Source organism: Streptomyces bauhiniae, from assembly GCF_004784475.1.
Classification (GTDB): domain Bacteria; phylum Actinomycetota; class Actinomycetes; order Streptomycetales; family Streptomycetaceae; genus Streptomyces; species Streptomyces seoulensis.
In genome coordinates, this window is sequence record NZ_SRRT01000001.1 from 392,904 (window position 1) to 419,803 (window position 26,900).

The 26,900-nt window shown below is 69.9% G+C and carries 29 protein-coding genes and 1 pseudogene; 13 read left to right on the top strand and 17 right to left on the bottom strand.

Going from position 1 to position 26,900, the window contains the following annotated elements; all coding sequences use genetic code 11:
* The first annotated feature begins 198 nt into the window (after nucleotides 1-198).
* The 5 genes from E5083_RS01920 to E5083_RS01940 all read left to right on the top strand — a co-directional run bounded on the left by E5083_RS01920 (nucleotide 199) and on the right by E5083_RS01940 (nucleotide 6,481).
* A complete protein-coding gene (locus tag E5083_RS01920) occupies nucleotides 199-993 on the top strand; it encodes a hypothetical protein (protein ID WP_135783833.1) in 795 nt (264 codons plus the stop codon).
* Nucleotides 980-2,149 (top strand): helix-turn-helix domain-containing protein, encoded by a 1,170-nt coding sequence (locus E5083_RS01925; RefSeq protein ID WP_279632429.1) that lies wholly within the window; start codon nucleotides 980-982, stop codon nucleotides 2,147-2,149. Before E5083_RS01920 ends, E5083_RS01925 begins: the two co-directional genes overlap by 14 nt.
* Nucleotides 2,150-2,303: 154 nt before the next feature.
* Nucleotides 2,304-2,690, top strand: coding sequence for a hypothetical protein (locus E5083_RS01930; protein ID WP_135783834.1), 387 nt, complete (start codon nucleotides 2,304-2,306; stop codon nucleotides 2,688-2,690).
* 1,167 nt (nucleotides 2,691-3,857) lie between these two features.
* Nucleotides 3,858-4,871, top strand: a complete 1,014-nt coding sequence (locus tag E5083_RS31450; RefSeq protein WP_208753913.1) for an HNH endonuclease — start codon at nucleotides 3,858-3,860, stop codon at nucleotides 4,869-4,871.
* 590 nt (nucleotides 4,872-5,461) lie between these two features.
* Nucleotides 5,462-6,481: a tryptophan--tRNA ligase gene (locus E5083_RS01940; RefSeq protein ID WP_135783835.1), complete on the top strand. Its 1,020-nt coding sequence runs from the start codon at nucleotides 5,462-5,464 to the stop codon at nucleotides 6,479-6,481.
* A gap of 6 nt (nucleotides 6,482-6,487) precedes the next feature.
* Here the strand turns inward: E5083_RS01940 and E5083_RS01945 are convergent, their stop codons facing one another.
* The 4 genes from E5083_RS01945 to E5083_RS01960 are packed head-to-tail and all read right to left on the bottom strand — an operon-like array spanning nucleotide 6,488 to nucleotide 10,377.
* The gene (locus tag E5083_RS01945) at nucleotides 6,488-7,528 is read right to left on the bottom strand and encodes an NAD(P)/FAD-dependent oxidoreductase (protein WP_135783836.1); all 1,041 of its coding nucleotides are present in this window, start codon (nucleotides 7,526-7,528) and stop codon (nucleotides 6,488-6,490) included.
* A complete protein-coding gene (locus E5083_RS01950; RefSeq protein ID WP_135783837.1) occupies nucleotides 7,515-8,351 on the bottom strand; it encodes an NAD-dependent epimerase/dehydratase family protein in 837 nt (278 codons plus the stop codon). The genes E5083_RS01945 and E5083_RS01950 overlap by 14 nt, the downstream gene beginning before the upstream one ends.
* Nucleotides 8,348-9,349: a nucleotidyl transferase family protein gene (locus E5083_RS01955; protein WP_135783838.1), complete on the bottom strand. Its 1,002-nt coding sequence runs from the start codon at nucleotides 9,347-9,349 to the stop codon at nucleotides 8,348-8,350. The genes E5083_RS01950 and E5083_RS01955 overlap by 4 nt, the downstream gene beginning before the upstream one ends.
* Entirely contained in the window at nucleotides 9,346-10,377 is a 1,032-nt protein-coding gene (locus E5083_RS01960; protein WP_167513431.1) for a hypothetical protein, read from the bottom strand. The genes E5083_RS01955 and E5083_RS01960 overlap by 4 nt, the downstream gene beginning before the upstream one ends.
* A gap of 223 nt (nucleotides 10,378-10,600) precedes the next feature.
* On the opposite strand from E5083_RS01960, the gene E5083_RS32105 reads away from it, so the two are divergent.
* The 3 genes from E5083_RS32105 (at nucleotide 10,601) to E5083_RS01970 (ending at nucleotide 12,201) form a co-directional block, all read left to right on the top strand.
* On the top strand, nucleotides 10,601-11,146 hold the full coding sequence (locus E5083_RS32105; protein ID WP_341869854.1) for a hypothetical protein: 546 nt from the start codon (nucleotides 10,601-10,603) through the stop codon (nucleotides 11,144-11,146).
* A 132-nt stretch (nucleotides 11,147-11,278) separates the two neighbouring features.
* Entirely contained in the window at nucleotides 11,279-11,635 is a 357-nt protein-coding gene (locus E5083_RS32110; protein WP_341869855.1) for a P-loop nucleotide/nucleoside kinase family protein, read from the top strand.
* The gene (locus E5083_RS01970) at nucleotides 11,632-12,201 is read left to right on the top strand and encodes a phosphotransferase-like protein (RefSeq protein WP_135783840.1); all 570 of its coding nucleotides are present in this window, start codon (nucleotides 11,632-11,634) and stop codon (nucleotides 12,199-12,201) included. The genes E5083_RS32110 and E5083_RS01970 overlap by 4 nt, the downstream gene beginning before the upstream one ends.
* Here the strand turns inward: E5083_RS01970 and E5083_RS01975 are convergent.
* The 5 genes from E5083_RS01975 to E5083_RS01995 all read right to left on the bottom strand — a co-directional run bounded on the left by E5083_RS01975 (nucleotide 12,184) and on the right by E5083_RS01995 (nucleotide 15,821).
* Nucleotides 12,184-13,035: an NAD(P)-dependent oxidoreductase gene (locus E5083_RS01975; protein ID WP_135783841.1), complete on the bottom strand. Its 852-nt coding sequence runs from the start codon at nucleotides 13,033-13,035 to the stop codon at nucleotides 12,184-12,186. The two genes, E5083_RS01970 and E5083_RS01975, sit on opposite strands and share 18 nt — an antisense overlap.
* Nucleotides 13,028-13,675 carry an HAD family hydrolase gene (locus tag E5083_RS01980; RefSeq protein WP_167513432.1) on the bottom strand — a complete coding sequence of 216 codons (648 nt, stop codon included), beginning with the start codon at nucleotides 13,673-13,675 and terminating at the stop codon, nucleotides 13,028-13,030. Before E5083_RS01980 ends, E5083_RS01975 begins: the two co-directional genes overlap by 8 nt.
* Nucleotides 13,676-13,885: 210 nt before the next feature.
* The gene (locus E5083_RS01985) at nucleotides 13,886-14,110 is read right to left on the bottom strand and encodes a hypothetical protein (RefSeq protein WP_135783843.1); all 225 of its coding nucleotides are present in this window, start codon (nucleotides 14,108-14,110) and stop codon (nucleotides 13,886-13,888) included.
* Nucleotides 14,111-14,269: 159 nt separating this feature from the next.
* Nucleotides 14,270-14,872 (bottom strand): TetR/AcrR family transcriptional regulator, encoded by a 603-nt coding sequence (locus tag E5083_RS01990; protein ID WP_135783844.1) that lies wholly within the window; start codon nucleotides 14,870-14,872, stop codon nucleotides 14,270-14,272.
* 79 nt (nucleotides 14,873-14,951) lie between these two features.
* Nucleotides 14,952-15,821 carry a 3-hydroxyacyl-CoA dehydrogenase family protein gene (locus tag E5083_RS01995; protein ID WP_135783845.1) on the bottom strand — a complete coding sequence of 290 codons (870 nt, stop codon included), beginning with the start codon at nucleotides 15,819-15,821 and terminating at the stop codon, nucleotides 14,952-14,954.
* 144 nt (nucleotides 15,822-15,965) lie between these two features.
* On the opposite strand from E5083_RS01995, the gene E5083_RS02000 reads away from it, so the two are divergent.
* The 3 genes from E5083_RS02000 (at nucleotide 15,966) to E5083_RS02010 (ending at nucleotide 17,799) form a co-directional block, all read left to right on the top strand.
* Nucleotides 15,966-16,688 (top strand): acetoacetate decarboxylase, encoded by a 723-nt coding sequence (locus tag E5083_RS02000; protein WP_135783846.1) that lies wholly within the window; start codon nucleotides 15,966-15,968, stop codon nucleotides 16,686-16,688.
* A gap of 138 nt (nucleotides 16,689-16,826) precedes the next feature.
* Entirely contained in the window at nucleotides 16,827-17,408 is a 582-nt protein-coding gene (locus tag E5083_RS02005) for a Uma2 family endonuclease (protein ID WP_135783847.1), read from the top strand.
* Between the two features lie 118 nt (nucleotides 17,409-17,526).
* Nucleotides 17,527-17,799, top strand: coding sequence for an STAS domain-containing protein (locus E5083_RS02010; protein ID WP_341869858.1), 273 nt, complete (start codon nucleotides 17,527-17,529; stop codon nucleotides 17,797-17,799).
* Here E5083_RS02010 and E5083_RS02015 read toward each other — a convergent pair.
* Nucleotides 17,683-18,696: a sigma-70 family RNA polymerase sigma factor gene (locus E5083_RS02015; protein ID WP_135783849.1), complete on the bottom strand. Its 1,014-nt coding sequence runs from the start codon at nucleotides 18,694-18,696 to the stop codon at nucleotides 17,683-17,685. The genes E5083_RS02010 and E5083_RS02015 overlap by 117 nt on opposite strands.
* A gap of 130 nt (nucleotides 18,697-18,826) precedes the next feature.
* On the bottom strand, nucleotides 18,827-20,122 hold the full coding sequence (locus E5083_RS02020; RefSeq protein WP_135783850.1) for an MFS transporter: 1,296 nt from the start codon (nucleotides 20,120-20,122) through the stop codon (nucleotides 18,827-18,829).
* A gap of 63 nt (nucleotides 20,123-20,185) precedes the next feature.
* Here E5083_RS02020 and E5083_RS02025 point away from each other — a divergent pair, with 63 nt between their 5' ends.
* Entirely contained in the window at nucleotides 20,186-21,139 is a 954-nt protein-coding gene (locus E5083_RS02025) for a LysR family transcriptional regulator (RefSeq protein ID WP_135783851.1), read from the top strand.
* 18 nt (nucleotides 21,140-21,157) lie between these two features.
* Here E5083_RS02025 and E5083_RS02030 read toward each other — a convergent pair whose 3' ends face one another.
* Nucleotides 21,158-21,913 carry an alpha/beta hydrolase gene (locus E5083_RS02030; RefSeq protein WP_135783852.1) on the bottom strand — a complete coding sequence of 252 codons (756 nt, stop codon included), beginning with the start codon at nucleotides 21,911-21,913 and terminating at the stop codon, nucleotides 21,158-21,160.
* A gap of 465 nt (nucleotides 21,914-22,378) precedes the next feature.
* Here E5083_RS02030 and E5083_RS02035 point away from each other — a divergent pair, with 465 nt between their 5' ends.
* Nucleotides 22,379-22,732 (top strand): ATP-binding protein, encoded by a 354-nt coding sequence (locus tag E5083_RS02035; protein ID WP_135783853.1) that lies wholly within the window; start codon nucleotides 22,379-22,381, stop codon nucleotides 22,730-22,732.
* A gap of 126 nt (nucleotides 22,733-22,858) precedes the next feature.
* On the opposite strand, the gene E5083_RS02040 is transcribed toward E5083_RS02035, so the two are convergent.
* The 5 genes and pseudogenes from E5083_RS02040 to afsQ1 all read right to left on the bottom strand — a co-directional run bounded on the left by E5083_RS02040 (nucleotide 22,859) and on the right by afsQ1 (nucleotide 26,849).
* Complete coding sequence (locus E5083_RS02040) at nucleotides 22,859-23,062, bottom strand: PspC domain-containing protein (RefSeq protein ID WP_030806720.1); 204 nt, start codon at nucleotides 23,060-23,062, stop codon at nucleotides 22,859-22,861.
* Nucleotides 23,063-23,426: 364 nt separating this feature from the next.
* Nucleotides 23,427-23,898 (bottom strand): annotated as a pseudogene (locus E5083_RS31600) (VanZ family protein); the annotation flags it as partial.
* An 85-nt stretch (nucleotides 23,899-23,983) separates the two neighbouring features.
* Nucleotides 23,984-24,595, bottom strand: a complete 612-nt coding sequence (locus E5083_RS02050) for a hypothetical protein (protein ID WP_135783855.1) — start codon at nucleotides 24,593-24,595, stop codon at nucleotides 23,984-23,986.
* A complete protein-coding gene (locus tag E5083_RS02055) occupies nucleotides 24,592-26,175 on the bottom strand; it encodes a sensor histidine kinase (protein ID WP_167513433.1) in 1,584 nt (527 codons plus the stop codon). The genes E5083_RS02050 and E5083_RS02055 overlap by 4 nt, the downstream gene beginning before the upstream one ends.
* Nucleotides 26,172-26,849, bottom strand: a complete 678-nt coding sequence (gene afsQ1 / locus E5083_RS02060) for a two-component system response regulator AfsQ1 (RefSeq protein ID WP_158707462.1) — start codon at nucleotides 26,847-26,849, stop codon at nucleotides 26,172-26,174. Before afsQ1 ends, E5083_RS02055 begins: the two co-directional genes overlap by 4 nt.
* Between the last annotated feature and the right edge of the window lie 51 nt (nucleotides 26,850-26,900).

Sequence of the window (26,900 nt, forward strand, 5' to 3'; positions counted from 1 at the left end):
GGATCTCACGGCGCTTCAACACCACCTTGTGTTGGCCCGTGGGTGTGCCCCAGTAGGCCGGAGAAGGCACCTGAGCCCACCGGACGAGCAGCAAGCACGTTGAACATCAAAGCAGTTGTGCAGAATCTCGGACATCAACTAAAGTCAGGACTGCAATGGAATGCTTCGATGCGTAGTCCGACCCTAGGAGTCGTCCGCATGAGTATGCCTTCGTCGTCGTGGACGACCGACGTGTTCGGCAAGCACGCAGTAGAGGCACGCCGCCGCGTCGGGCAGGGCCTTCGCAACATGCAGGCCAACGCACAAGCTGCACAGGAACAAGGCGCATCCCGCACCACCCGCGTCTACGGCACCAGCCGATACGAGAACCAGTACGAGCGTCTTCAGGACGAACTCAAGAAGGTGCCTGGCGCCCGTGCGGTCAAGCCGTTCGGCTTCTCGTACGAGCTGATGCTCATAGGTAACGGGCTGCTCTACCCGTTCCGGTACTCCAAGACCAAGTCAGACGTGCGTAGCGCGCGCATCCCCAGCCAGTCCCGCCTGGTGCAAGAGCTCTTCACGTTCGCGCCGGAGCCGAAGCACACCCAGGATCCGTTCGACCTCGACTTCGGGCCGACCGTTCCGATCACCGAACCGCGCGGCGCTCTGGCAACGATCCCGCAGGGCACCCAGCTGGTCCTGGTGCCTTTCGCCTGCAACGCCTCCGAGCTCCTTGAGGCGTACTGGGGCATCGCGGCGCTCGGGATGAACCGGCAGCTGGAGTGGGCCACCTCTCCCGAGCCGCTCCACCTGCCTCAGGAGGTCACCTCGTACACGCTGCGACCGATCAGCGTTCCGAACCAGTTCACGGCACACACCAGCTTCGCCGACGGAATCGAACCCACCCTTACGCTGTCCTCTCGTACCGCCTCGGACCAGGCTCTGCACGTACCTGCGCAGACCGAGGCAGAGCCCGTCGAGGACCAGACCAGCGAAGACGATGCGACCCATTAAGCAAGACCTCATTCCCGGTACGGAAGAACGCGGTGCCACACCACGTGCTATCTCCGACGGCTTTGATCCCACCCGGCTGACACAAGCTCGTCGGCTGGCGGAGATGACGAAGAAGGACGTGGCCGCCCAGCTCGGGGTGACGCCTGCCGCCGTGGGGCAGTACGAGACAGGGGTGTCGAAGCCACGACCTGACTTGATCCCCCGGCTTGCAGAGATCCTCAAGGTTCCGGTGACGTTCTTCCTGCTTGGAAGGCCGGCCAATCGGCTCGACGCTTCCATGGCGCATTTCCGAAGCTTGCGCAGCACGCCGAAGTCACAGCGAGAACGGGCGCTCGCCTTCGCCGAACAGGTCTGGGAGCTTACGTACGCGCTGGAGCAGCGGATCCAGTTGCCGCTCGTCGATCTGCCCGGTTTCGCTGGCGGAGAGGTCCATCCCGGCGAAGAGCTGCCCACCGACCCCGTATCCGCTGCCCGCGAGCTTCGCAGGCGCTGGGGACTCGGCAACGGCCCTGTCACGCATCTGGTGAGGCGGATGGAGTCACACGGGATCGTAGTGGTCATGCCACCTGCCAGTGACCCCTCCGCCGCGAGCGTGGATGCCTTTTCCACCCGGGCCGCGCGCCCTCTCGTTGTTCTGACCGCCAACCGGGCTGACGACATCTACCGGCACCGGTTCACGGCTGCGCATGAGCTGGGCCACCTCGTGCTTCACGGTGATGCCACCGGTGACAGCCGTCAGGAGAAGGAGGCTGACGCCTTTGCTGCCGAGTTTCTGACCCCCCAGGACAGCATCTTGCCGTTCCTGCCGCGGCGAATGGACTTTGCTCGCCTTGCCGAGCTCAGGGGAGTCTGGGGAGTCTCCCTCCACTCGCTCGTCTACCGCTGCCGCGAACTGGGGCTGATCTCTGACGCCACCGCCAGCAGGACATACCAGCGCCTACGCGCTCTCGACGGCCAGCCCGGCTTCACTGCCGAATCGGTCTCGAACTTCCCCGGCGAGCAGCCTTCGCTGCTCGGACAAGCCTTCGACCTGGCTGCCAAGGAAGGGGGCCTCTCGGTTTCCCGACTTGCCCATGAACTGGCCTGGACAGACAAGAGGGTGCGGGATCTTCTGGGCGTTCAGGAACAGAGGCCGGTGCTCCGCCTGGTCCAATAGCAGCGCCGCTCGACCTCAGGAGACGCGGGCGTGGTTCACTGCTCGGCACTCTGCCAAGTCCTTCTAACATCAGCGATGCCAGGAACCGAACTTGATCGGGCGATGTCGGCTGATTGCCTGACAGGTAGGGGATAAGTCCGGTAGATGTGTGCGCGTGACTGACTCCACACCCGAGGACGGCGAGCCCACCTCCTTCGCCGAGAAGACGAAGAACCTGTTCAGGAAGCACAGGGGGAAGTTCCTCGCCGTCGGCGGCGCTGTCGGCAGCGTGGCTCTGATCGCCGTTGTCGTGATCGCCCGGAACGCCGTGGAACCGAGCGTCCCCGAGGCCACCGAGGATCAGGAGCAGACCTCCGCCACTGAACCCACGGGCGAGCCTCGGCAGTCACCCGCCCCCCACCTAAGGAAGCTCGCCGAGGGCCAGAACGCCAGCGAGGAAAAGAAGGCGCAGTACAAGGCGGAGACAGGGGCCGACCTCGCACCCGGTACTACTTGGGTCCACCCCCCAGAGGACGAGGAGCCCGGCGAAGCCGCAGCCTGAGCACCAGGGCGAAGGGAGTTGCGGACTCTCATTCCTGAGCAGTGCCGGCGGATGCCACCAGAACGTCTTCACCGGGGCTGATCTGTTGCTTCTATCGCCACCGGAGGAAGCAGCGCGGGTCCCATCGATCTTGAACCCTGGCGGGACGGCTTACCGAAGCAGAGAGCGCCCGATCTGACGATCTTGAATCCTCAGCCGGTTCACCAACCCGTTTTGGCAAGGTTGGTACGCCATCCGTCGCGTGCTCTCCGTTGGCTACGAGTCACCTATCGAGCGGTCCCGACGAGAACTCCCCGAAGTCTGCCAACTCCTGTGCCTCGTGGCAGCAGCATCCGTGTCGCTGGTCCGGATCGTCGTCCCTCGCCTATCCGTCCAACTGGGTTGTCAGACCCTCCGCTTACTCTGCGCTGACCAAGCCGATGCAGCCGGATGGAGGACCAGGGGATGGCATCAACCTGCGCATGGTGTGGCGGCAGCATCCCACCAGAACGGGCTTCCCAGGCTAAGTACTGCGGGGTGGAGTGCCGCGAACGGCAAGGCGTTGCGAGCAAGAGGGGCACTCGCCGCCCAGCACAGAAGCACTTCGTCTGCATGGTGTGTGCAGGCCCAATCCCATCCACTCGGCATCGTGCCTGCGTGACCTGCTCCGACGTGTGTGCCACGGAACGACGCCGCGAAGTAGGCAATGAGACCCGCCGGGCCCAGACTCAGCGAAAGCTCGCCCGTCTCGCCAAGGCATGTGCACACTGCCAAGAGGTGTTCACCCCACAGGCCATGCCGTGGCAAAGGTTCTGCTCCAAGCCGTGCGCCCAGCGGGCCGGTGGAGAGCGCGCCGAGCGCAAGCGGCAGGAGCGGCTCTCGACCGGCGATTTCAAGCAGTGCACACTCGAAGGCTGCGGCGGTCTAGTCGTGGCGCGCGGGTACTGCCGCAGCCATTACGCGCGCTGGCAAAAACACGGAGACCCACTGCACCAAGCAGTTCCCCGGCAGACGCGCTTCTGCGCTGTTGAGGGCTGCCCGAAGGCGGCAGCCGCTTTGGGGCTTTGCCCTCGACACCGACGCTTGCAGAAGCTATACGGAGACACGTTGGGGGCCAAGTGCACCCAGTGCAGCATCAGATACACGGTATCTGGGCGGCCCGGCTGGTGTACTCATTGCGCTTCGGAAGTGTTTGCGAACAACGGCTACCGACCGCTGGAAGCCTTCCGGGGCAGCGCTCAGCCTGTGCAGGTCGCCTGCCTGAACTGCGGCGAGGTGTCAGCAGTGCTGCTCAGCAATGCGATCCGAGGTGGTTCATGCATCCACTGCTTTCGACGTCTCCGTGCGGGCCGGGACCGCGCTCTACCCAAGTCCGAGGCGATCAAAGCCTTGGCAAGTCTCCGTCTGGTTCTGACTGGGCTGTACGCCCGAGCTACGCTCGCAGTGGCTGCCGAATGCATGGATTGCGGCATCGGCACGATCGTCAAGGTCTCCGACATCACGGGCGGACGTCGCCAGATCGGGTGCCACAGTTGTGCACGGGACGCTGCAGCCAATGAGATCACCTACTGCGCGGCAGGCTGCGGCCGCTCCTTCGGACAGCCATTGGGCGGCCCTCGCCGCAAGTGGTGCAGCCAAGCATGCATGGAGTACTTCGGACACCACTCAAAGCCCTATCCGAAGCATGTGGGGGCACGCCTCTGCCGTGACTGCGAAGCGGACATCACGGCAAAGCAGCTCTCAGCAGTTCGCTGTGATGACTGCCTCCCGGCATGGAAAAACGAAGCGCGTCGTAGACGCTGGGCCGAAGATCCGGACCTCCGTCGTCGCCAGCAAGCAGACGCAGCGAACCGTCGTCGGGCCAGGATTCGCGGCAATGGCCGCGAGCGATACGAGCGACTCGACGTGTTCGAACGGGATCGTTGGCGGTGCCGACTCTGCTCTTTCTCCGTGGACCAGGCCGCACAGTGGCCGGACCCGCTGTCCGCCGCCATCGACCACGTAGTGCCCATCGCCGCTGGCGGACCCGACACCCTGAGCAACGTGCAGCTAGCTCACCAGGGCTGCAACTGGCGCAAGTCAAGCAAGGACTCGATTGGAATCGGCCCAGACGAATTCATCCACCCTGCCGTGGTCGCCCGGTTCCTCGGCAAGAAGGAGCCGGGTCCAGAAGCATCTCCTGCGAGACACCTCAACGACTGATAGCGGTCGTCTCCGCCGTGCTCCACAAAGCCTGCCCGTTTCACGGGGTACAGCCGCCTAGGACTGCCTTTCGACTTCATCACTCTCCTGCCCGGCCTGCGGCGGCGCGTGCCACAACGTGCCAGTACGGGCGCTAAACAGCGGGCACCATGGGGAGCGCCGCGACCTGCAGCATGCGAACCACCGGGCAGCGTTCCCCAGCGGCCACCGTAGGCATGTGCTTCCTGGGAGCCGTCTGGGAGCCGACTTGCTCCCCAAGCCCCCGCGGCACCACCCGAGCCCACCGCGCACCAATGCTGCGACCAGGCGAAACAACAAACCGGCCGGTGTCGATCCGGACCGAACCTCATTCGGGACGAAGAGGTCGTGGGTTCAAATCCCGCCACTCCGACAGAGTAAGACCAGGTCAAGGGCCTGATCCGCAGTGAGGATCAGGCCCTTCCTGCATCCTGGGTGATCGCCGAGGCCGACCCCTAGTCCTTGGCGCCGACGGCAGGACCGCGAGGCCCCTCGCTGAAGGCACCGAAGAGCCAAGCGGCGCAGTCCATTTGAGGCACCGAGCTGCGGTGATTCCCCGATAGGCTTCCGTCATGGTGACTGCTGAATCGAAGGTGTCACTCACCGGCATCAAGCCCACCGGCGAGCCGCACCTCGGCAACTACATCGGGGCGATCAAGCCCGCGCTGGAGTTGGCGGACGGGGCCGAGTCGATCTACTTCATCGCGGACTACCACGCGCTGACGTCCGTGCGGGATCCGCACCTTCTGGCTCGATGGACCCGTTCCGTGGCGGCGACCTGGCTGGCGGCAGGCCTGGACCCCGAACGCACCACGTTCTACCGGCAGTCCGACGTCCCCGAGATCTTCGAGCTTCACTGGCTCCTGTCGTGCTTCGCGGCCAAGGGGCTCATGAACCGGGCCCACGCCTACAAGGCGGCCCGGGACCGCAACCGCGAGGCCGGGGTCGAGGACCTGGACAAGGGCGTCAACATGGGGCTGTACAACTACCCCGTGCTGATGTCGGCGGACATCCTGACCATGGGGACGGATCTGGTGCCGGTCGGAAAGGACCAGCTCCAGCATGTCGAGTACGCGGCCGATATCGCTGGAGCGTTCAACGCGCTGTACGGGGACTCGTTCAAGCTGAAGCTGCCGAAGGCCGTCGTACCGAAAGAGGACAGCGGCCGTACCCTCCCGGGCACCGACGGCAGGAAGATGAGCAAGTCCTACGGGAACACCATCCCGCTCTTCGCCCCTGAAGCCGAACTGCGCAAGCTGGTCCGCCGTATCCCGACGGACAGCACCCCGGTGGAGGAGCCGAAGGACCCGGCCGCCTCTCACGTCTTCCAGATCCTGCAGCATTTCGCCTCCTCCGAGGAGACGGCGGCGGTCCGGGCTCGGCTGGAAGCCGGCGGGATGGGATGGGGGGATCTGAAGAACACGCTGTTCACCACCCTCGACGACCACCTCCGGCCGATGCGCGAGCGCTACGACGCGCTCATGGCTCCCGGCAGTGAGCTGGATGAACTCCTCGCGCTCGGTGCTTCCAAGGCTCGCCGGCGGGCCCGCCCCGTCCTGCAGCAGGCCCGCAAGGCGATCGGGATCGGCTGACACCCCTCAGCGCGGAGGGGACAGGACCTCGGCGACTCGGTCGGCTGCGTGCCAGGCGGTGGTCCATTTGCCTGGCAGGCAGACGACCAGATTGTCGGCGTCCCCCCAGCCTGGCGGTGGATCGCGCAGGTCCACCACCGTCACTGCGGGGTCGGGCCGATCGCCGGTGATCTCTGCGACCAGGCCCCAGCGCATCGCAAGCCGCTCGGCGGGCAGATGCGGCCATCGGTGCGAGAGCGCCGCGGCGAGGCGGTACTGCTCGGCGGCCTCGCTTCGGGGGCCCTCGGAGCGGCCAGGAAGGGCGACGTGCAGACCGTCGTCCTGAGGGCTGACAGCGAGGAGATCGCCGTCGAGACGGTAAGTGAGGGGGAAACCGGGCCGGGAGCCTTCCAGGACTGCGTAGGGAAGGTGGCTGACGGACAGCGGGTGCTCGATGCCCAGGAGGTCGAGCAGACGCGGGGTGTGGTGCCCGGCCGAGAGAACGACGGACTCGGCCAGGCGAAAGCAGTTGGCGGTGTTCGCGAGCACTGCGGAATTACCGGACCGGACGAGGGTGTAGCTCTCCTCGGGGGCGAGAAGAACGCCCTCCTCCTTGGCATGCCGACGCGTCTTGGCGTGGAGGGCGGTCACGTCGACCGCCATGTCCGGCAGAAGGAAGGCGGCAGCCGACGCATCGGTCTGTGAAAGACCCAGCGCGGGTAGATCCGCTGGTGCCAAGGGCTGTGCCGGGATTCTGAGGCAGTCCCAGGCATGCGTGTAGGCGGCGACGGCTGCGGGGTCGTCGAACAGGCCGACACAGGGAGTCCTGGCCACGTCAGGGCCCAGAAGAGGGAGCCAACGGGACCGATGGTCCCGGCAGGCGGCTGCGAGATCGGGGAGCACGGGGGCGTAGACCGCGCCGGAATGCAGTTGGCCGAAGTTGCGGAGGGAGGCGCCGGGAGTGCCGTTCCCGAGGCATCGGACCCGATGTCCTTGCTGCGCGAGGCGGGTGGCCACGGTGAGACCGCCGAACCCCGTTCCGAGGACGAGCGTTTCAGAACGAGCCATGGCCGTCGTCCTCCGTGGTCAGCGGCAATGCGGGTGGCAGGCCGAGACACCGCGCGAAGCGCCACAGCAGGAGCGGGGGCGCATGGTGGTGGTCCAGCCGTACTCGCGCGGGCTGAGGCAGTTGATCGAGCCAGGCGTGGCTGGCCCGGCGGAACGCCCCCGGGTCACTGCGGTGGGTCGTACGGGCCGCGACGGACATGGCCAGCGCTTGGGGAAGCCGAGTAGGCGATACGCGAGGGACGGCGGGGGCGGCGGGTGGCCTCAGCACCCACAGGCGCCGCGCCGCCGGTGAAGTGGCGATCACGTCGGCCAGTGCTCGCGCCGCCTGGGCGAAGGTGCGTTCACCGCCCGCACTTAGCTGAGGCAGGAGGACGAGGTCGAGTGGGTGCTCGCGTGAGTAGCGGCGGCCCTGGTGGTGTTTGGCGATGCCGTACGGGGTCCGCAGCCCGTACGGCGCCAGAGCGGCGGTGGTGCCGGCGACGACGAGCCGGGACGCCGTACCGGTCCGCCCCAGCCGACGGTGCAGGGCGATGGAGAACGCGGTCGAAGCGGCGATGGACCGGCGCATGGCGGTCACGCTGCCGCGGTCCAGGACGAGGTCGACGACGGTTACGTGCGTGGCGTGGCCCACGAGGTCGGCGACGGCCTGGAGCGCGGACGGTCTGACGGTCAGATCAGCGGTCAGCCAGGTGACCCGGTCGGTTGACCGGGGACGTCTGGAAAGGGTCACCAGCACGCCGGTCGAAGATGCCAGGAGCGGCAGGAGGTGCCCGCCGACGCGGCCGGCACCTCCGAGCACCACGAACGCCGGCGGGGAGGTCACCTTCCCGCCTCCCGCCAGAGCCTGGCATGGCCGGTGAAGCCCTCGACGAACCTCTCCTTGACCAGCTCCCAGCAGGAGGGGGTGGTCGTACGCGCGTGGAAGGCCTCGCGGGCCTGGTCGATCTCCGCCACGCTCCAGCCGCTGCTCAGCTCGATGGCGGACAGAAGGGGGCGCTGGCTGGCGGGCTCGTCGGTCAGTACCTGCGAAGCGATGTGGTCGTCGGTCATGCCGAGGTGGATGCTGGAGGCGGGGATGCTCTTCGACATCTTGGGATAGCCGCCGAGGCCCTCCAGAACCCGGAAGTAGAGCGCGCCCAGCTCCACCGTCCAGCCGAGGCTCAGCTCACCCGCCTCCTGCTGCCGTCGCAGAACCAGCCGGGACAATTCGGTGAAGTAGCCCTCCTCCAGCCCGGACAGCATCAGAACCCGCCCCGCTCCCTCCTCCGCGGGCGCGAGGATGTCGGCGACGGTGTACAGGGCATCGACGATGAGGCCGATCTCGCTGCCGAGCAGTCCGTGGTCCTGGTAGAGGTCGAGAAGGTCCTCGTGGTGGTCGAGGAAGTCCTGGCGGCTGAGAAAGCGTGCGATCCGACCGCATCGGACGAGGTTCTCCTCGTCGGTGTGGGAGCGCAGCCGGACCTCAGCGCCCGACGCCCCGCCGTCGAGGCCGATGGATCGCATGAAGCCGAACATCTGGTCTCGCACCGACACGAGCTGCTCCCACGGAACGTTGCGGGAGTTCCAGGCGCCCAGCTCGGAGACGACCACGGTCATGGGTACGCGGAGCTGACGCTGGAGTTCGCGGACGCCGAGCATCACCGAGAGCGTCCCGGCCGTCGGAGCGTTGGTGGGTCCGAAGCCGGTGACGATGGCCAGTGGTGCGTCGGACGCGGGCTCGAGTATCCGGTCGGCGCCGTCGTGGTGCGTGAAGCGCCGTGCCAGGGGACCGAAACAATCGGCGATCCATGCCTCGGTGGAGACGAGCTGTTCGACGGTCACCGGGACTCCTTCCGGGGGGTCGTCTCGCGCAGGCTGTGCAGGATGCGTGCCGGCCCGCCGCGACGCCGTGCCTCGTGGACGAGGGTGAGGGCGTCGTCCTCGGTGATCTCGGGTCGGGCCAGGGAGACGACGGCGGCGGCGTTGACGTCGACGAAGTCGGCGAGCACGGTCGTGGCGTCCGGCCGTAAGGACTCCAGGAGCACGGCGGCGTTCGCCCGGTGGCTCGCGCGGTGGGCTACCGCTCGCCGCCAGGGGCCGATGCTCCCGCCGAGGACGCGCTGGGTGACCTTGACGTGCCCCCAGTGCAGGTCGGCGTACGTGGTCCGACTCACCGGGGCGAGCTCGTCGACCCGCAGCCCCGGCCCGAGCAGGGTCGTCCCGACGCGGCCCCGGGCGATGTCCGGCCGCGCGGCGTGGATGCCGTGCGCCGCCGTGCCGACGTCGTCGTGCGCCAGACCGTGGAGAAACGCGTCCGCGCTCACCAGCAGTGAGGCGGCCGGCATGAGGAAGCTCATCGGGTTCAGCGCGCGGAAGCAGCCGTCGTACCGCGCCGCGTACCGGGGGCAGAAGGAGCCGTAGCTCACGAAGGCGATGCCGGTGCGCAGCACCGACTCGGTGACGAGTGCGGGGTCGTGGAGCACGGGCACCCCGATCTCCGCCAGGACGTCGTCCGAGCCCGAGACCGCCGAGACGGACGCCGAGGTCCCCTTGACGACGCTCACGCCCGCCGCCGCTGCCATCAGGGCCGCCGCGGTGGAGACGTTGAACGTCTTGAGCGTCTCCTTGCCGCTCCCGGACACACTGACCGTGCCGGGCGGGACCGGTACCGGCGCTTCGACGAAACGTGCCAGCGTCTCGTCGAAGCCGACCACCGCCTCCCAGATGCTTCGCAGAAGCTCGGTGTTGACCTGGTCCCGCTTGACGAGCCGGGCGGCCCAGGTCCGCCACGCGTCGTCAGCGCTCTCACCCTTGCTGCGGAGCGTCGCGGTGAACCATCGGGCCTGCTCCGGGAGGAGGGGCGGAGCCACGGGCGGATCTACGGGCCACGAGCCGCATTCCAGGGACGGATTGACCATCGAGCTACCTCCGGTGGTGTGATGCCGACGGCTGCTGTTGCCAGGGACATCACAACCGGCCTAGCGTGATCGCTGTATCACTCCGAGTTGCCGGGTCTCTTCGCTGAATCCCTCAGTGGGAATTCAACATCCGCTTATACATGGGGACGGCGAAGTCCTGTTCAGGCTCGTAAATGTGACGATTGATGAGCTGGTGGGGGAAATGGCCAGGAACCGATCCGGATGGCATCCCGCGAAGCTGCGGGAGGCCAGAGAGTCGCACGGTTTAACCCTGGAGGCGGCCGGCGAACAGTTACGGCTGACCGCCCAGCGCGCCGGCCTGACCGCACCGGCTGCCAACTTCCAGACCTTGTGGCAGCACGAACAGGGCGAGGTCTACCCAGGCCCGCACTACCGCCGCGCCTACTGCCTTCTCTACCGGGCCACCGAGCCCGAACTCGGCTTCCGCAGAGCCCTGCCCGGGGAACTCGCCGACCCGACCGACCTCGCGCAGGCAACCGGCCAATCCCGAATGGACGCTCTCGCCAGAACCCTTGGACAACTCCTCCGCGTCAAGGAGGAAGGAAGCGGGCTGCCGCCAGTGGCCGACCGAGTCCTGAGCGCCTGGCGCCACCGACGACAAGGCGGCGACCCGGGGCGGCCCTTGCTCATCCTCGTCGGCGGATACGCAGGCAGCGGAAAGACAGAACTCGCCCGCTTCCTGGCCCAGATGACAGGCTGACCCCTCCTCGACAAGGACCCGCTGACCCGTCCCCTCGTCGAGCGCCTGCTGGTCGAACTCGGCTGCGACCCCAACGACCGGCAGTCCGAGACGTACCGCAGCGAGGTGCGGCCTCTCGAATACCAATGCCTCATGGAATCGATCTACGCGAACATCGACAGCGGCATCCCGACCGTCGCCACCGCCCCCTTCGTCGCCGAGATGACCGATCCGGCGTGGATGAGCCGCCTCACCAACCGCTGCCGCGCCCGGCAGGTCGATCTCAGCCCGATCTGGATCACTTGCGACGAGGACTCCATGCGCGAGTACATCGGCTTCCGCTCTGCCGCCCGCGACGCGTGGAAGCTGTCGAACTGGCGAACCTACGCCGGTGCCCTCGACCACTCGCTGCGTCCGCGCAGCCCCCACATCTACGTCGACAACCGCTACGGCGCCGCGATAGCCCTGACCGACCAGGCCCGATTCACCCTCGGAGCGTCATCCGTATGAAAGCCGGCATCCTCCTCTACGGCCCGCCCGCCAGCGGCAAGGACACGATCTCCGCGGCCCTCACCGAGCAGGACCCCGGGCTGGTCCAGTTTCAGCGACTCAAAATCGGCCCCGGCCGCACCCACGGCTACCGCCTCGGCACGCAGGCTCAGTTGGAACAGCTCGAAGCCGAGGGCCTGGTCCTGTACCGCAACGATCGCTACGACAGTGTCTACCTCGTCGACCGGCCCGGCCTGGAAGCCCTCTTCGGCCAAGGGCGCACCCCCGTCATCCACCTCGGCCAACTCGCGGGAATCCACGCCCTGCAGAGCGGCTACCGCGCGGCCTGGCTGACCGTCCGCCTCGATTGCTCCCGCGAGGTCACCGCAGCCCGCTCGGTCGCACGCGGCGACACGGACACCTCCGCCCGGCTCGCCGCCTGGGACGCCACGTCCGACGACCTCCGCGGTCACGACCCGGCCATCTGGGACCTGCACATTCGCACCGATCAGCACGACCCCGCCGAGTCTGCGGAGACGATCCGCCGAACCCTCGCGTCCAGGGAGCGATCAGTCGTCCAAGGGTGACACGTGCAGGAGTGCCAGCAGGTCGTCACGGCTGATCGAGGCATCACGTTCCCCGGCCCAGCGCATGAGAGCGGAAGCGGCCTCACTGACAGGGCCGGCCGGGAGGCCGGCGTCTTCCAGAAGCTGCGCGGCCTCCTCCAGTTCCGGCCCCCAGCGCCAGGCTCGCGCGGCAGTCTTGGCGAAGTAGCCGGTCTCCGACAGGTAGCTGCCCGGCCGGGCACCGGCCACCTCCAACAACTCCTCCTCGACGCCGTGGTCGGCGGCCACGGCATACGAGAGGACCGCGAGTACCCGCGAAGCCTTCTGGTAGCTGGTGTACGCCAGCTTCAGAGCACTCACCCGCCCCAGGCCGTCGCCGAGGACCCGCGTACGGACGTCGGTGCCGACGAAGAGGGACTCGATCCGCTCGGTCGCGTCCGGGCAGCCGGACAAGAACAGCGTCGGACGTTTCCCCCCGCGAGGCGGAGAGCCGATCAACGCACCATCGACAACCTGGGCCTTGGGCAGAATCGTGCTGATCCGCTCGACCCGAGCGGGCGTGACGGCGTTCGCCTCCACGAACACCCCGGTGAAGTCGTACGCTGCCACCTGACGGGCGACCTGCTCGGCTGCCGCCGGAGGACAGATCGACAGCAGCAGGTCGCACTGCCGCACCAACTCTTCCAGAGTCGGCACCCCCACCAGCCCCGCCTGCTCCGCACGGCGCAGGGTGGCTTCCCCTCTCCCCGCCTCGCACCAGGCAACCGGCACGCCGTTGTCTCGCAACTGCGCGGCGACAGCGGCTCCCATACTGCCCGGGTGCAGTACGCCCACGTACCGACGGCCCTCAGACATCCGCGCCACCGTCCGTGGCAAGGATCAGCTCGACGGCCTCGGCCACCGTCCCGGCGCCGTGGTCAGCCTCGTCCGTACCGGGCGGGCCCCCTATCCAGACCGTGCGCAGGCCGGCGGCCCGACCACCATGAACGTCGTTCTGGAGACTGTCCCCCACCATCCAGCCGCCTGTGAGGGCGCCCAGCCCCAGCAACTGGCCGGCCGCCTCGAAGATCCCGCCGGCGGGCTTGCGGAGTCCCACTTCCTCCGAGATGCACACGGCGTCCACGAACGGCAGGAGGCCTGTTCGCCGCAGCTTGGCCCGCTGGATGTCTCCGGCGCCGTTCGTGACGACCGCCAGCGGCCACCCCGCAGCGCGCAGGCGCGTCAGCCCATCCAGGGTCTCCGGGCTGCACATGACAGCCTCCGCCATCGCCTCGCAGTAGCCGCGCCACAGTTCCTCGGCCGGTTCCGGAAGCGCGAACTGCTCCCGGAGGCGTGAGAAGTCGGCGCGGTAGGCACGCACGTACATCTCCCTGAGCAGCCACGCCGCGACGTCCTCGCCGAGCGAGAACAACCGGCAGAAGCGGCTCACACACTCCGGGAAGGCCCGACCGCGGTCAACGAGGGTGTCATCGAGGTCGAAGAAAACGAAGGGCACCTGCACAGAGTAGTGACCGACTGCGAAGTAGCGGTTCGCGATCCATCGTTCCCCAGTTGATCACCACACGGTAGCTCTTCCGCCGGCCCTGACGTCAAAGCGTTCACTGCCGTCCTCGTCACTCCGACGGGGGCGGCCGTTCCAAGCGCAGGTCCGGGAGCGGGACGTCGAGGACGTACGAGATCCGGAGGAGGACGCGGAACGTCGGACTCAACCGGCCTGAATCCTGTCGCTGAGGAGGCGCAGGCGGTGTACCGGGGTGCGAGGCCGTAGAACGGGATGGTCCGTGGCGCCGGTGTGGCGGATCAGGGCCGCGACGATGCGCCAGTGCGCGGCGACCAGGGTGCGGACGTACGCGCCGCCGTGCAGGTAGATCACCTCGGTGCTCGTGGCGCCCCGCTTCGAGGTGAGGGTGATGATTTCGTAGCCGTTCACCGTCTCGGTACGGACGGGGCAAGTCCGCCGTCGGGGCGGGGGTGGCGCAGGGCCTCGCGCAGGCTTCGCTCGGTGCGGAATACGTTCGGCCGCGCGCAGCAGAGTACGGGTCAGGCTCATGGCCAGCGACACGGCGTACTCCTCGTCCTGCGGGCACACTCACCCCCCGACAGGCTCCGTAAGCGCGCTGATGACGTGGGGGGTCAAGTGGTGGCCGTCGTAGTCGGGGCCGCTGGTCAGTTGCTGGGCGGTGAGGCCCTCGAAGAGGGCGGTCAGGAGGCGGGCCAGGGCTTCGAGGGGGATGGTGGGGCGGAGGCCGGCGCCGGTGAGGGCCTGGCCGAGGACCTCGGTCAGGCCCTGGGTCAGCCGGTTCTCGTGGACGGCGAGCTGGCGGGCCAGTTCGGGGTGCCGGGCGGCGTGCAGGGTGAACTCCATGGACACCAGGAACCACCGGCGTTCCTCCTCGGTGCGGCCGACCAGCCGGCTCTGGATGCCGACGACGGGGTTGTCACCCGGCACCACCTGCGCGGCGGCCTCCCGCAGCTCGGCCAGTAGCTGGTCGGCGTGCGCGTCGTAGAGGGCGAGGAAGATCTCTTCCTTGTCGCGGTAGTTGGAGTAGAAGGCCCCGCGGGTCAGCCCGGCGCGCTCCACGATGTCGCTGATCGACGTGGTGTGGAAGCCCTTCTCCGTGAACAGCGCCCAGGCGCTCTCGGTCAGGGCGCTCCGGGTGATCGGGCGGCGCTTGGTGGGCGACTTCGGCATGGTGGACCTCTCTGCGATACCGGTGCGCGGAACCGGGTCGGCAGACCAGGCTATGCCGTCCCGGTTCCTGGGAGCGCGCTCAGTCGCGGGCACCGTATTCGTAGAAGCCGCGCCCGGTCTTCACGCCCAGATGCCCGGCGTCGACGTACCGCCCGAGCAGCTCGCGCGGGCCGGTGGGCAGGTCCGGGTTCTCGGCCGCGTAGTGGTTCTCGATGTCCAGGACGACGTCCAGGCCGACCTGGTCCATCGCGCGGAACGGGCCGCCCGCGGTGCCGGTGTTGATGGCCCACATGCGGTCGACGTCCTCCGGGGTGGACACGCCCTCGGCGACGACGGACAGCGCCTCGCGCTTGATGGCCGCCCAGATGCGGTTGAAGATGAAACCGGTGCTCTCGCGGTGCGCCTCGAAGGGGAAGACGCCGTAGCGGGGCAGCACCTCCAGCAGCAGGTCCAGGACCGCCCGGTCGGTGTGGCCGCTGGACATCAGGTCGACCGCCGCCTGCGCGGGCGGCATGTAGAAGTGCATGTTGACCACCCGCTCCGGGGTACCGACGTGGTCGATGAAGCGGCTGGTCGGGTACGACGAGGAGTTGCTGGCCAGGATGGCGTCCGGCTCGGCGAGCCGGTCGAGGTCGGCGAAGACCTGCCGCTTCAGCTCCAGCCGCTCCGGGACGGCCTCGACCACCAGCCACGCGCCGGCGAGCGCCTCGGCCAGGTCGGTGGTGGCGGCCACGGAGCCGGGCGTGCCTCCCCCGACACGGGCCGCGACCTCGGACACGTGCTGCTCGACGTAGGCGCACGCCTGCTTTCCGGCCTCGGCGGACGGGTCGTAGATCCGTGTCTCGCCGCCTCGGGTGGCGAACATCAGGGCGATCCGGCGGCCGAGCGTGCCGGCGCCGAGGACGGTCACCGGGCGGGAGTCGAGGTCGGCGGGGAGGGTGAAGGTCATGGCGGTACTTCCTGGTGTGCGGGGGGTGCGGGCCGCCGGTTTGCGACGACGAGCCATGGGATTCACTATGTATCCGATACACCGTGTATGCAAATGGGGTGCCGCCCCGTCCGCTGCCCGACCCGCTCCACGAGAAGAGGCACCATGCGCGCCGAAGAGGTCCGCCACCGCATCAGCACACCGCTGACCACCCCCGTGTACCCGCCCCGGGCCACCCGGTTCACCGACCGCGAGTACCTCAACGTCGTCTACCGAACCGACCCCGAGGCCCTGCGCGCCGTCGTCCCGGAACCGCTGGAGACCGACGAGCCGCTGGTCCGCTTCGAGATCATGAAGATGGGCGACGTGGAGGGCTACGGCCCCTATCTGGAGTGCGGCCAGGTCATCCCGGTGCGCCACGGTGCCGAGCGCGGCGAGTACCTGCACGCCATGCACCTGGACAACTTCGCCGCCACCGCGGCCGGCCGCGAGCTGAGCGCGTACCCCAAGACGGTCGGCACCCCCGCGCTGTTCCCCGACAACGGCGCCCTGGTCGGCACCCTCGACTACGGCACCCAGCGCGTCGCCACCGCGACCATGGCCTACAAGTGGGAGCCCATGGACCTGGACGAGGCCCGCGCACAGATCACCGTGCCCACCTACGGCGTGAAGATCGTCCCGGAGCTGGTCTGCGCGCTCGCCCGCACCGAGATCACCGATGTCACCGTCAAGGGCGCCTGGCGCGGGCCCGCCCGCCTGGAGCTGTTCGCCCATGTGATGGCGCCGTTCGCCGACCTGCCCGTACGCGAGGTCGTCTCCGCGAGCCACATCCTGACCGACCTCACCCTCGCCCCCGCCGTCCCGGTCCACGACTACCTCGCGGGCTGAACCTCGTGCCCTCGGACCGCGCCGTGCGCAGTGTCGCCTGATCAGGGGACTTCTTCGTTCGGGTGAACCGGATCGGTGGACCGCCGCCGGTGCGGTTCGTCATGCTGGGATCGGTGACGCACTGACTTGGAGACCGCCATGAGCGCACTCACCGTGAGCCAGGACCCCGACCCGGCCTGGGGAGACCTCGTCCGGTTCTGGGACGAGTCGGACTGGCCCGAGGGCAGCAGGGTGGAGATCATCGAGGGGATCGTCACCGTGTCGCCCACTCCCGCGTACCGCCACAACGTGATGGCGGCGCGCATCCAGCGTCGCCTCTACTCCGTGATCCCCGAGGACTGGGAGATCTTCCAGACACTGGCCATCGCCGTGCCCTCCCATCTGGGCATGTTCATCCCTGACCTGGTCGTCGCGCCGCTGCGGCCGCCCGAGACGGAGTCACACATCCCGGCAGCTCTCGCCGAACTCGTCGTCGAGGTGACCTCGCCGCTCGACGCTCAGCACGACCGGATCAGCAAGCCGGCCGCGTACGCCACGGCGGGCATCCCGCTCTATCTGCTTGTGGACCCGTGGGCCCCTGGTGGCCCCACTGTCACCCTCTGCGGCGAGCCGAAGGACGACGTCTACCGGGTGCTCAGCGCGGTGAAGTTCGGTGACACCGTCCATCTGCCCAAGCCGTTCGACGTGGCGATCGACACCAGCGAGTTCCCCGTGGACTGATCGCCGTGCGATGAGTTAACCCCGTCCCCCCGGTCTACCCGACGTGGACCCCAGGACCGACCCCGTGCTCGTGCTGCGTGGCCCCGTCACCAGGGATGGTGTGGCGGGGCTGTGTGATGTGGTCCGGGGGAGGGTGATCAGCGGCGGGGTGGTCGTGTGTGACGTGCGCGGGCTGGGGCCGCCCGGCCTCGCGCACGTCGAGCTGCTCGCCCGGCTTGAGCTGGCCGCCCGCCGTGGAGGCGGGCGGATACGACTGCGGGGCCCGGACCCCGCGCTACGCGCCCTGCTCGGGCTCGTCGGGCTCGGCATCCAGGTGGAGGGGGAGGTCGAAGAGGGGGAACCAGCGGGGGGTGTCGAGGAAGCAGTGGAAGCCGGTGATGCGGCCTCCTGAGATCTCCAGGACCTGGACCGCCCAGGGGGTGAAGCCGCCCTTCTCCGGGTCGGGCTTGTAGTGGGCGAAGCCCGGGAGGCCGTTGACCTGGATCGGGAGGAGGCGGGAGCCCGCGCAGGAGGCGCCGATGGTGGACATGAAGCCGGTGATGTCGGCGGGGCCGAGCAGCCAGAGGTCGAACGGCGGCATGGTCATCACCGCGTCCTCGTGGAGCAGCGCGGTCAGCGCCGTCATGTCGTACCCCTCGAACGCCTTCACATAGCGCTCCAGGAGCTGTTTCTGCTCGTCGTCCAGCGGGTCGGAGACAGCGGCCTCGGCTCCGGTGTCCGCGCGTTCGGCGAGGGTGGCGCGGGCGCGCTGGAGGGCGCTGTTGACCGAGGCGACCGTGGTGCCGAGCAGTTCGGCCACCTCACTGGCCCGCCAGGCCAGCACCTCGCGCAGGATCAGTACGACCCGCTGCTTGGGCGGCAACTGCTGGAGCGCCGCCATGAACGCCAGCCGGATCGACTCGCGGGCCACCGCCGCCTCCGCCGGGTCGGTCACCTGGGGCAGTACCCGTGCGTCCGGCACCGGCTCCAGCCAGGTGTGGTCCGGGCGCGGGGAGAGCGCGGCCTGGGCTAGCGGGGTCGATTCGGTGAGGTCCATCGGGCGGGCCCGTTTGTTGCCCGCGGCCAGCATGTCCAGGCAGACGTTGGTGGCGATGCGGTACAGCCAGGACCGCAGACTGGACCGGCCCTCGAACTTGTCGTAGCTCCGCCAGGCCCGTACCAGCGTGTCCTGTACCGCGTCCTCGGCCTCGAAGGACGAGCCGAGCATCCGGTAGCAGTACCCGGTCAGTTCGGTCCGGTGCTTCTCCAGCGCGACATCGAGGTCCGCCGTCGCCGTGCCGTCACTCATCGTCCACCCACCCCTGTGGCCGTCCCGTACGCGCGCCGTCGCGCCCCAGTACTCCGGAAGCTACCGCAGCCCACTGACAATGGCCCCCGGAGTGGGGAAACCCGCAGCTCGGGCGGGCGCGCGCACCGGGTCAGTGCGCCGGTACGGCCTCCCGGCGCGCGGCGGTACGGGCGGCGAGGGTGCCCAGCGCGGTGATGGCGACGACCCCCACGACCGCGAGCAGGCCGACGCCGACCGTGCCCGCCCAGCCGCCGGAGTGGAAGGCGAGCGCACCGACGGTGCTGCCCGCGCTGGAGCCGATGTAGTACGACGACTGGTACAGCGCGGTCGCCTGGGCGCGGCCGTGCGTGGCCGTCTTGCCGACCGCCGAGGAGGCCACCGCGTGGCCCGCGAAGAAGCCGGCGGTGATCAGCACCAGGCCCAGCAGGACCAGCGGCAGGGACGGCACCAGCGACAGCAGCAGGCCCGCCGCCGTCGTACCGCCCGCCGTGTACAGCGCGCCCCGGCGGCCGAGGCGGCCCACCAGCCGGCCCGCCGACGACGCGGAGACCGTGCCGACCAGGTACACCAGGAAGATCGAGCCGATGATGCCCTGCGGCAGAGAGAACGGCGCCTCGGTCAGCCGGTAGCCGATCACCGTGTAGACGCCGCCGAACACCGTCATGAACAGGGCGCCGATCGCGTACAGGCGGCGCAGCAGGGGTGAGGAGAGGTGGTCGCGGACCGCGCGGGCCAGTACGCGTGGGCGCAACGAGCCCGCCTCGAAGTGCCGCGGCGCGGGCAGCAGCAGCCGGAACGCCACCGCGCAGCCCACCGCGACCAGGCCGATCACGCCGACGGCGATCCGCCAGCCCCATTCCTGCGCGACCCAGCCGGTGATGACCCGGCCGCTCATGCCGCCCACGCTGTTGCCCGCGACGAACAGGCCGATCGCCGTGACCAGCGCCTTCGGCCGGACCTCCTCGGCCAGGTACGCCGTCGCGGAGGCGGGCAGCCCGGCCAGCGCGGCGCCCTGCACGGCGCGCAGCGCGACCAGCGTGCCGATGGACGGCGCGAACGGCACCAGCAGGCCGACGCCCACCGCGACCATCAGGGACGCCGTCATCACGGTCCGGCGGCCGAACCGCTCCGACAGCGCGCTCATCGGCAGCACGAACAGCGCCAGTCCGCCGGTCGCCGCCGCCACGGTCCAGCTCGCCTCGCCGGCCGCCACCCCGTAGTCGTCGGAGATCAGCGGCAGCAGGGCCTGGGTGGAGTACAGCAGCGCGAAGGTCGCCATGCCCGCGAGGAAGAGGGCGAAGCTCATCCGGCGGTAACCGGGGCCGCCGGGCGTCAGCCGCGAGTCGGCCGGAGCGGGGGTCTCGGAGGTGGGGACGGGCGTGCGGGCGTCCAGGGTGACGGACGCCCCGGTACTGGCGGGAGACATACCTCGAAACTAAGGACGCGCCCACTCATCCGTCCAATGCATGGAATCGCCATAATCGTTCCCATGGAGCATCAGCAGAGGTCACAGCCGCGCCTGTCACCGTCCGGTGACACAGAAGACATGGCGCTGCTGCTCGCGCCCCGCCTCGCCTACTTCGCCGGGGTGGCCCGCACCGAGCACGTCACCCGCGCCGCGCACGAGATGAACGTCCCGCAGTCCACCCTCTCCCGCGCGATGGTCCGCCTCGAGCAGGACCTCGGGGTGGACCTGTTCGCCCGGCACGGCCGCACCGTCTCCCTCACCCCGGCCGGCCGCACCTTCCTCGGCTCGGTGGAACGGGCCCTCGCCGAGGTCGAGCGGGCCGCCGAGGAGGTGCGCGCGGACGCCGACCCGGCCACCGGGAAGGTCGCCTTCGGCTTCCTGCACACCATGGGCCCCGAGACCGTACCCGGCCTGCTGCACGCGTTCCGCGCCGACCATCCCCGGGTCCGCTTCAGCCTGGTGCAGAACTACGGCGAGGCCATGCTGGAGCGGCTCCGGGCGGGTGAGCTGGATCTCTGCCTCACCTCGCCGGTGCCGGACGCGCCCGACCTGGTCGCCCGGCGGCTGGACGAGCAGAAGCTCCGCCTGGTCGTCCCGGCCGACCACCGGCTGGCCGGCCGGCGCCGCATCCGGCTCGCCGAGGCGGCCGAGGAGACCTTCGTGACCCTGGAGCCCGGCTACGGCCTGCGCCGCATCACCGACGACCTGTGCCGCGAGGCCGGGTTCCGGCCCCGGGTCGCCTTCGAGGGGGAGGAGACGGAGACGCTGCGCGGGCTGGTGGCCGCCGGGCTCGGGGTCGCCCTGCTGCCGCCGCCCACCGTGCCCCGGCCGGGCGTGGTGGAGCTGACGGTGACCGCGCCGAGGGCGGTCCGCGAGATCGGCGTCGCCTGGCTGGCCGACCGCCCGGACACCCCGCCGGTGGCCGCCTTCAAGAAGTTCCTGCTCTCCAGGCGGGGCAGCCTGCTTCCCTCCTGAACCCGGTTCTGAATACCTCTACTTCCGCAGCGACTTCCCGAATCCCGACGCCAGCGGCATCCGCAGCCCTATCGGCGGCGGCGCCGCGAGCGCGTCCTCCACCGGGCGGGACAGCGGGGTGCCGAACAGGGCGCCCAGGGCGAAGTCCACGGTCAGCGCGAGCACTTCGTCCCGGTGCTGGTGCAGCCCGTGGCCGTCGGAGTGCACCTCGAACCGGCACACCTCCCGGTTCACCTTCTTCGCGCGGGCCGCCAGCCGGAACGACAGCTCCGGGTCGCACCGTTCGTCGTTCGTGCCGTGCGCGATCAGCACCCGGCGCCCCACCAACTGCTTGACGGGCTCTTCCGTGCCCTCCTCCGGCAGCCAAGGCGCGATCGCCACCACGGAGTTGACCGCCTCGTGGCCCCCGGCGCCCAGCGCGGCCCGGCCGCCCATGTCCAGCCCGACCAGGCACACCGGCACGTCCCCGTACCGCCGCACCACCTCGTCCGCGGCCCAGTCGGCGTCCGCCGCGAGGTGGGCCTCGGAGCCGTTCCAGCCGCGGTAGCGGTAGTGGACCGGGTGGACGGCCAGCCCCTCCTCCCGGCCGGCCCGGGCCAGGCTGCGGGCCAGGGCGCGGACGAAGGTGCCGGGCAGGAACGGGGACGGACGGCGGGTGGAGACCTCGTCCCCGCCGGGGAGCACCAGCACCGCTCCGCTGACCGCGCCCGGCGCGGGGCCGACCGCCTTTCCCAGCCTGGCCGTCCGGACCGGCGTCGTCGCTTGCTGTCCCATGGCAGAACACTGTCAGAAGGCGCGGTGTACGAAACCCTTCCCGGCGGTCACCATTGCGTATCGACGCGCACGGGGTACGGATCGCGCCACTGTGTGAATGGCCGGAATGCGCGCATCCTGTCGAGGAGTCCGTCCGCGTGCTCGATTTCCGGCGCCGGTTCTGAAGTCAATGCGATGAAATCAAGGTTCATTCCTTTCGATGAACGGTCCATGGCGGCCCAGGACTTCACCCACCCCGGATGTGAAGGACGGCCGCCCGAACGGCCGTTCCCGCTCGCCGCTGTCACCAGCGCGAATACGGGACGAGAAGGGCTGTATTACTAATCGCGCGCCCGGAGAATACGTACAGGCATTCACCGTCCGTCCGCATTTCGGTGATTGCGGTGGGTGGTCCGTGATGTTTACGGTCATGGACCGCTCGGATCATCCGTGATCCATGTCTCCGCATTCAAGGACGCATTCACCATGAAGCAGTCTGCTGCCAAGACCCTCGGTGTCGCCGCCCTCGGTGCCGCTTTCGCCGCCGCCGGCGCGGGCGCGGCCGACGCGGCTCCGCTCGCCCCGGACGCCCTCCCCGTCGTGGGTTCCGTCGCCCACACGCTGCCGGCCGCGAACGTCACCGAGGCGCTGCCCGGCGCCGCCGAGGCCGTCTCCCACGGGCAGGGTGTGATCGGCGGCGGCCTGAAGACCGCGCGCCCCGCCGTGCAGAAGGTGCTCGCCAACGGCCCGACCGCCCCCGTCGCCGGACTGCTCGGCGGTCTGCCGGTGCAGTCCCTGCCCACCCACGGCCTGGGCCTCAACGGCATCCCGCTCGGCTGACCCCCGCCCCGCGCGCCGCTCCCCACGCGCGAGGCCACACACGACGCCGCCGAGGCCGTCCGGTGCTCTCCGGGACGGCCTCGGCGGCGTTTCGCGTACGCGGAAACCGGCCGGGGCGGCGCGCGCTCACCAGGCGGTGGTGCGGGCCTTGTCCTCGGAGGGCAGGAGTATCCACAGGGCTATGTAGAGCAGGAACTGCGGGCCGGGCAGCAGACAGGACACCAGGAAGATCACCCGCATCGTCCCCGCCGACATACCGAAGCGCCGGGCCAGGGCGGCGCACACGCCGCCGATCATGCGGCCGTTGGTGGGGCGGGCAAGGGCGGTCATGGCGGGCTCCTCCGTCGTCGTCGGCCCGCGACCGGGCCGCCTGCCGGGGCGGGCCGAGTGCCGCGCCCCCGTCTGTCGTCGTATGCCCAACGGTACGGAGACGAAGCGGGAGAAGCATCACTCTAAGGGGCGATACCGACCCTGGGAATCGTCGGGGTCCGCCCCTGAGAAAGCTCCCCACGCACGCTCACCGCACCACCGGCCGGACCCGCGAAGCCGGCCCCGCCGATCCGGTCGGCCCCGCGCGCCTCCCCGGCCGGGTACCCGTCGCAACCCCCGGACACGCCCCCGGAGATGCCCTCCGGGACACCCCCGAGTCCGCCGCGCCCGCCCCGGTGCCCGTACCCCTCCTCCGGCAAGCCACCCCGGCCCAGCCGACGCCGCAGCCAGGCCCGCCCCGCCGGCACCACCGCCAGATGCGCCAGCAGCACACCCACGGTGTTCAGCAGCAGCACGTCCACATCCACCACCCGCCCCGGCACCCCCGTCTGCAACAGGGCGATCCCCAGCGAGATCAGGGCACCGGCGGCAGCGGTGCGGAACAGGGAGGCGAAAGGAGACACGCTGAGCCTGCCGTCGGCCATCGGCAGCAGGACGCCCAGCGGAGCCAGCAGGGCCAGCCCCTCGCCGATGCGGAGGCCCGCCTCGGGCCAGCCCAGCGCCAGGTCGGCGCGGAGCCCGGCCAGCGGGCGGAGGTTCGCCGGGCGTACCCACGGCACGTCCAGGGGCCGCAGCGTCAGCCAGGCGACGAGCGCGAGATGCGCGACGAGGAGGATTGCCCCGGTCACTCGGATGCGGTTCGCGGCGCTGCCGCCGATGGAGCCTTGACGCTGCACGTCCCCCAAGACGCCACGCCGCGCTCGAACGGTTCCGCTTCGGCGCCCCCCGCCCCGGTGAGGCGTGCGCCACACGCGCCCCGATTCAGTTCAACGCGACGGCACTGGAAGGGGGTTGGACCCGGCCCGGACGGTCGCGCACGTCCTCCGTGCACTCGTACCGGCGCGGTGCGGCCGGAGCCGGACCCGCCAGGACCACCGAGCCGTCGCCCTCCGCCGCCGCCGAGTCGGAGAAGGTGCACACCACCTGGGCGAGCGCGGGGGAGCCCAGCTTGTCCGGCGCGGTGCTCAGCCGCAGCGCCTCCTCGGGCTCCTCGCGGCCCGGACCGGTGACGGTGATGCCGCCCGGCACCCGCGTCTGGTAGCCCGCCGCGCGTTCCCCGGCGGAGGGCGCCGAGGCGAGCTGGTCCAGCAGGCCCTGCGCGACCATGACCCGACGCCGCGCGTCCGGTGTGCCCTCCGGCACCCGCACCGTACGGTCCACGGTCACCAGCGACGCCCCGCACAGCAGGAACACCTGCACCGGCACCCCCTCCGGCGACGCGCTCGCCTGCCCGGACCCGGCCGGCGAACACGGCACCCGCGACGGCGCCCCGCCGAAGTCGGTCGGCACCTCTGTGGGCCGGATGCCGCACCCGGTGAGCAGCGCGCCCAGCAGCGGCAGCGCCAGCAGTCCTCGTACCGCCCGCCCGTTCACGCGTCCTCCCCGCCGCCGCCCCCGGCCAGGGAGTCGCCCTTCTCGTCGTCGCCGGACTCCTCCGTCAGGCGGGAGGCGTCGCGCGGCAGCCGGAGCGTGAACACCGCGCCGCCGTCGGGGGAGTTGGCGGCCGTGATCTCGCCGCCGTGGATGTGGGCGTTCTCCAGCGCGATGGAGAGGCCGAGGCCGCTGCCCTCCGAACGCGGCCGGGAGGCGCTGGCCTTGTAGAAGCGGTCGAAGACGTGCGGCAGCACCTCCTCGGGGATGCCGGGCCCGTGGTCGCGTACCGCGATCAGCAGGTCGTCGCCGTCGATGCGGACCGAGACCCGCACCGGGGAGCCGCCGTGCTTGAGGGCGTTGCCGATCAGGTTGGCGAGGATGACGTCCAGGCGGCGCGGGTCGAGCCGGGAGTGGATGCCGCGCTCGGCGTCCAGCTCGACGGCGTCCAGCCAGGCGCGGGCATCGATGCAGGCGGTGATCTGGTCCGCGAGGTCGACGTCGTCCAGGACCAGCCGGGCGGTGCCCGCGTCGAAGCGGGTGACCTCCATCAGGTTCTCGACCAGGTCGTTCAGCCGCTTGGTCTCGCTGACCACCAGGCGTACCGCGGGCTCGATCATCGGGTCGATGCCGCCGCCCTCGAACTCCAGCTCGTCCTCCAGTACTTCGGTCACGGCGGTGATGGCGGTCAGCGGGGTGCGCAGTTCGTGCGACATGTCGGCGACGAAGCGGCGGGAGGACTCGTCGCGGGCGGCCATGTCCGCGACCCGCTTCTCCAGCGCCTCGGCCGCGTTGTTGAACGTCCTCGACAGGTCGGCAAGTTCGTCCGTGCCGGTGACCCGCAGCCGGGTGTCGAGCCGGCCCTCGCCGAGCCTTCGCGCGGCAACTCCCAGGCGGTGCACGGGTTTCAGCACCGTCGTGGCGGCGGCCTGCGCGAGCAGGGCCGAGCCGATCAGGGCGAGAGCCGTGGCGATACCCAGTGACCAGGCAAGGGAGTTGAGGTCCTTGGCCTCCGGCTCCAGCGACTTCGCCATGTAGCCGGTCGAGCCGCCGTCGACCACCTTCGTCCCGGCCACCAGGAAGGGCGTCCCGCGTTCGGAGACGCGCTGCCAATACAGGTGGTAGGGCGTCTTGTTGGAGCCGGACGTCTTCTGCCGCTTGTTCACCGCCGCGCGCAGCGACGGAGGTACGTCCTTCAGCGAGAAGCCGCTCAGGCCGCCCGAACCGCCGTACACCGTGCGGCCGTCGGGGTCCCGGGCGACCAGCAGCACGCTGAAGCGCTGGCTGCTGCCCGCCATCTGCCCTGCGGCGCGCTGGAGTTCGTCCTGCGTGGGACGGGCGGGCAGCGCGCCCGCGCGGTTCTGCATCTCCTGCCGGAAGTCGCGCAGCACCGCGTCCTGGGCGCGGGTGAGCACCGCCTCGCGGTTGAGCCAGTACGCGATGCCCGACGCGGACACCGCGGCCGTCAGCGCGACCAGCCCGAAGACCAGCACCAGCCGCAGCCGCAGGCTGGTGAAGCGCAGTCCGGCCAGCTTCCTCCCCCGTTCGGCCGTCCAGCGGCCGAATCCCCCGCGCTCGCTCACTGAGGGGCGTCCAGGCGGTAGCCGACACCACGGACCGTGCGGATCAGGGTCGGGGAGGACGGCACGTCCTCCACCTTCGCCCGCAGCCGCTGCACACACGCGTCCACCAGGCGCGAGTCGCCCAGATAGTCGTGCTCCCACACCAGCCGCAGCAACTGCTGCCGGGACAGCGCCTGCCCCGGCCGGCGGCTCAGCTCCAGCAGGAGGCGCAGCTCGGTCGGGGTGAGCTGGAGGTCCTCGCCGTTCTTGGTCACGGTCATCGCGGAGCGGTCGATGACCACGCTGCCGAAGGTCGCCGAGTCACTGGACTCGCGCTCCCCGCGCCGCAGCACGGCCCGGATACGGGCGTCCAGCACCCGGCCCTGGACCGGCTTGACCACGTAGTCGTCGGCGCCGGACTCCAGCCCGACCACCACGTCGATGTCGTCGTTCCGCGCGGTCAGCAGGATGATCGGCAGCTGGTCGGTGCGCCGGATGCGGCGGCACACCTCGAACCCGTCGATGCCCGGCAGCATCACGTCCAGCACGATCAGGTCGGGGCGCTGCTCACGCAGCAGCTTCAGGCCGTCCTCGCCGCTCGCGGCGGTGGCGACCCGGTGCCCCTGGCGCGTCAGGGACAGCTCAAGGGCCGTACGGATGGCGTCGTCGTCCTCGATCAGCAACAGGGAAGGCACGGGCTCATTCTGGCCCATGCACCGCCCGTCGTACGACCCGTGCCGCCGCGG

Bases quoted from the DNA above. Each gene is read 5' to 3' on its own strand.
- E5083_RS01995 (WP_135783845.1), bottom strand. From the start codon at position 15,821: ATGACCTTCACCCTCCCCGCCGACCTCGACTCCCGCCCGGTGACCGTC.
- E5083_RS01945 (WP_135783836.1), bottom strand. From the start codon at position 7,528: ATGGCTCGTTCTGAAACGCTCGTCCTCGGAACGGGGTTCGGCGGTCTC.
- E5083_RS02000 (WP_135783846.1), top strand. From the start codon at position 15,966: ATGCGCGCCGAAGAGGTCCGCCACCGCATCAGCACACCGCTGACCACC.
- E5083_RS02015 (WP_135783849.1), bottom strand. From the start codon at position 18,696: ATGAGTGACGGCACGGCGACGGCGGACCTCGATGTCGCGCTGGAGAAG.
- E5083_RS01975 (WP_135783841.1), bottom strand. From the start codon at position 13,035: ATGTCTGAGGGCCGTCGGTACGTGGGCGTACTGCACCCGGGCAGTATG.
- E5083_RS02040 (WP_030806720.1), bottom strand. From the start codon at position 23,062: ATGACCGCCCTTGCCCGCCCCACCAACGGCCGCATGATCGGCGGCGTG.
- E5083_RS32110 (WP_341869855.1), top strand. From the start codon at position 11,279: ATGGAATCGATCTACGCGAACATCGACAGCGGCATCCCGACCGTCGCC.
- E5083_RS01990 (WP_135783844.1), bottom strand. From the start codon at position 14,872: ATGCCGAAGTCGCCCACCAAGCGCCGCCCGATCACCCGGAGCGCCCTG.
- E5083_RS01940 (WP_135783835.1), top strand. From the start codon at position 5,462: ATGGTGACTGCTGAATCGAAGGTGTCACTCACCGGCATCAAGCCCACC.
- E5083_RS01925 (WP_279632429.1), top strand. From the start codon at position 980: ATGCGACCCATTAAGCAAGACCTCATTCCCGGTACGGAAGAACGCGGT.
- E5083_RS02020 (WP_135783850.1), bottom strand. From the start codon at position 20,122: ATGTCTCCCGCCAGTACCGGGGCGTCCGTCACCCTGGACGCCCGCACG.
- E5083_RS02005 (WP_135783847.1), top strand. From the start codon at position 16,827: ATGAGCGCACTCACCGTGAGCCAGGACCCCGACCCGGCCTGGGGAGAC.
- E5083_RS02035 (WP_135783853.1), top strand. From the start codon at position 22,379: ATGAAGCAGTCTGCTGCCAAGACCCTCGGTGTCGCCGCCCTCGGTGCC.
- E5083_RS02025 (WP_135783851.1), top strand. From the start codon at position 20,186: ATGGAGCATCAGCAGAGGTCACAGCCGCGCCTGTCACCGTCCGGTGAC.
- E5083_RS01970 (WP_135783840.1), top strand. From the start codon at position 11,632: ATGAAAGCCGGCATCCTCCTCTACGGCCCGCCCGCCAGCGGCAAGGAC.
- E5083_RS01920 (WP_135783833.1), top strand. From the start codon at position 199: ATGAGTATGCCTTCGTCGTCGTGGACGACCGACGTGTTCGGCAAGCAC.
- E5083_RS02030 (WP_135783852.1), bottom strand. From the start codon at position 21,913: ATGGGACAGCAAGCGACGACGCCGGTCCGGACGGCCAGGCTGGGAAAG.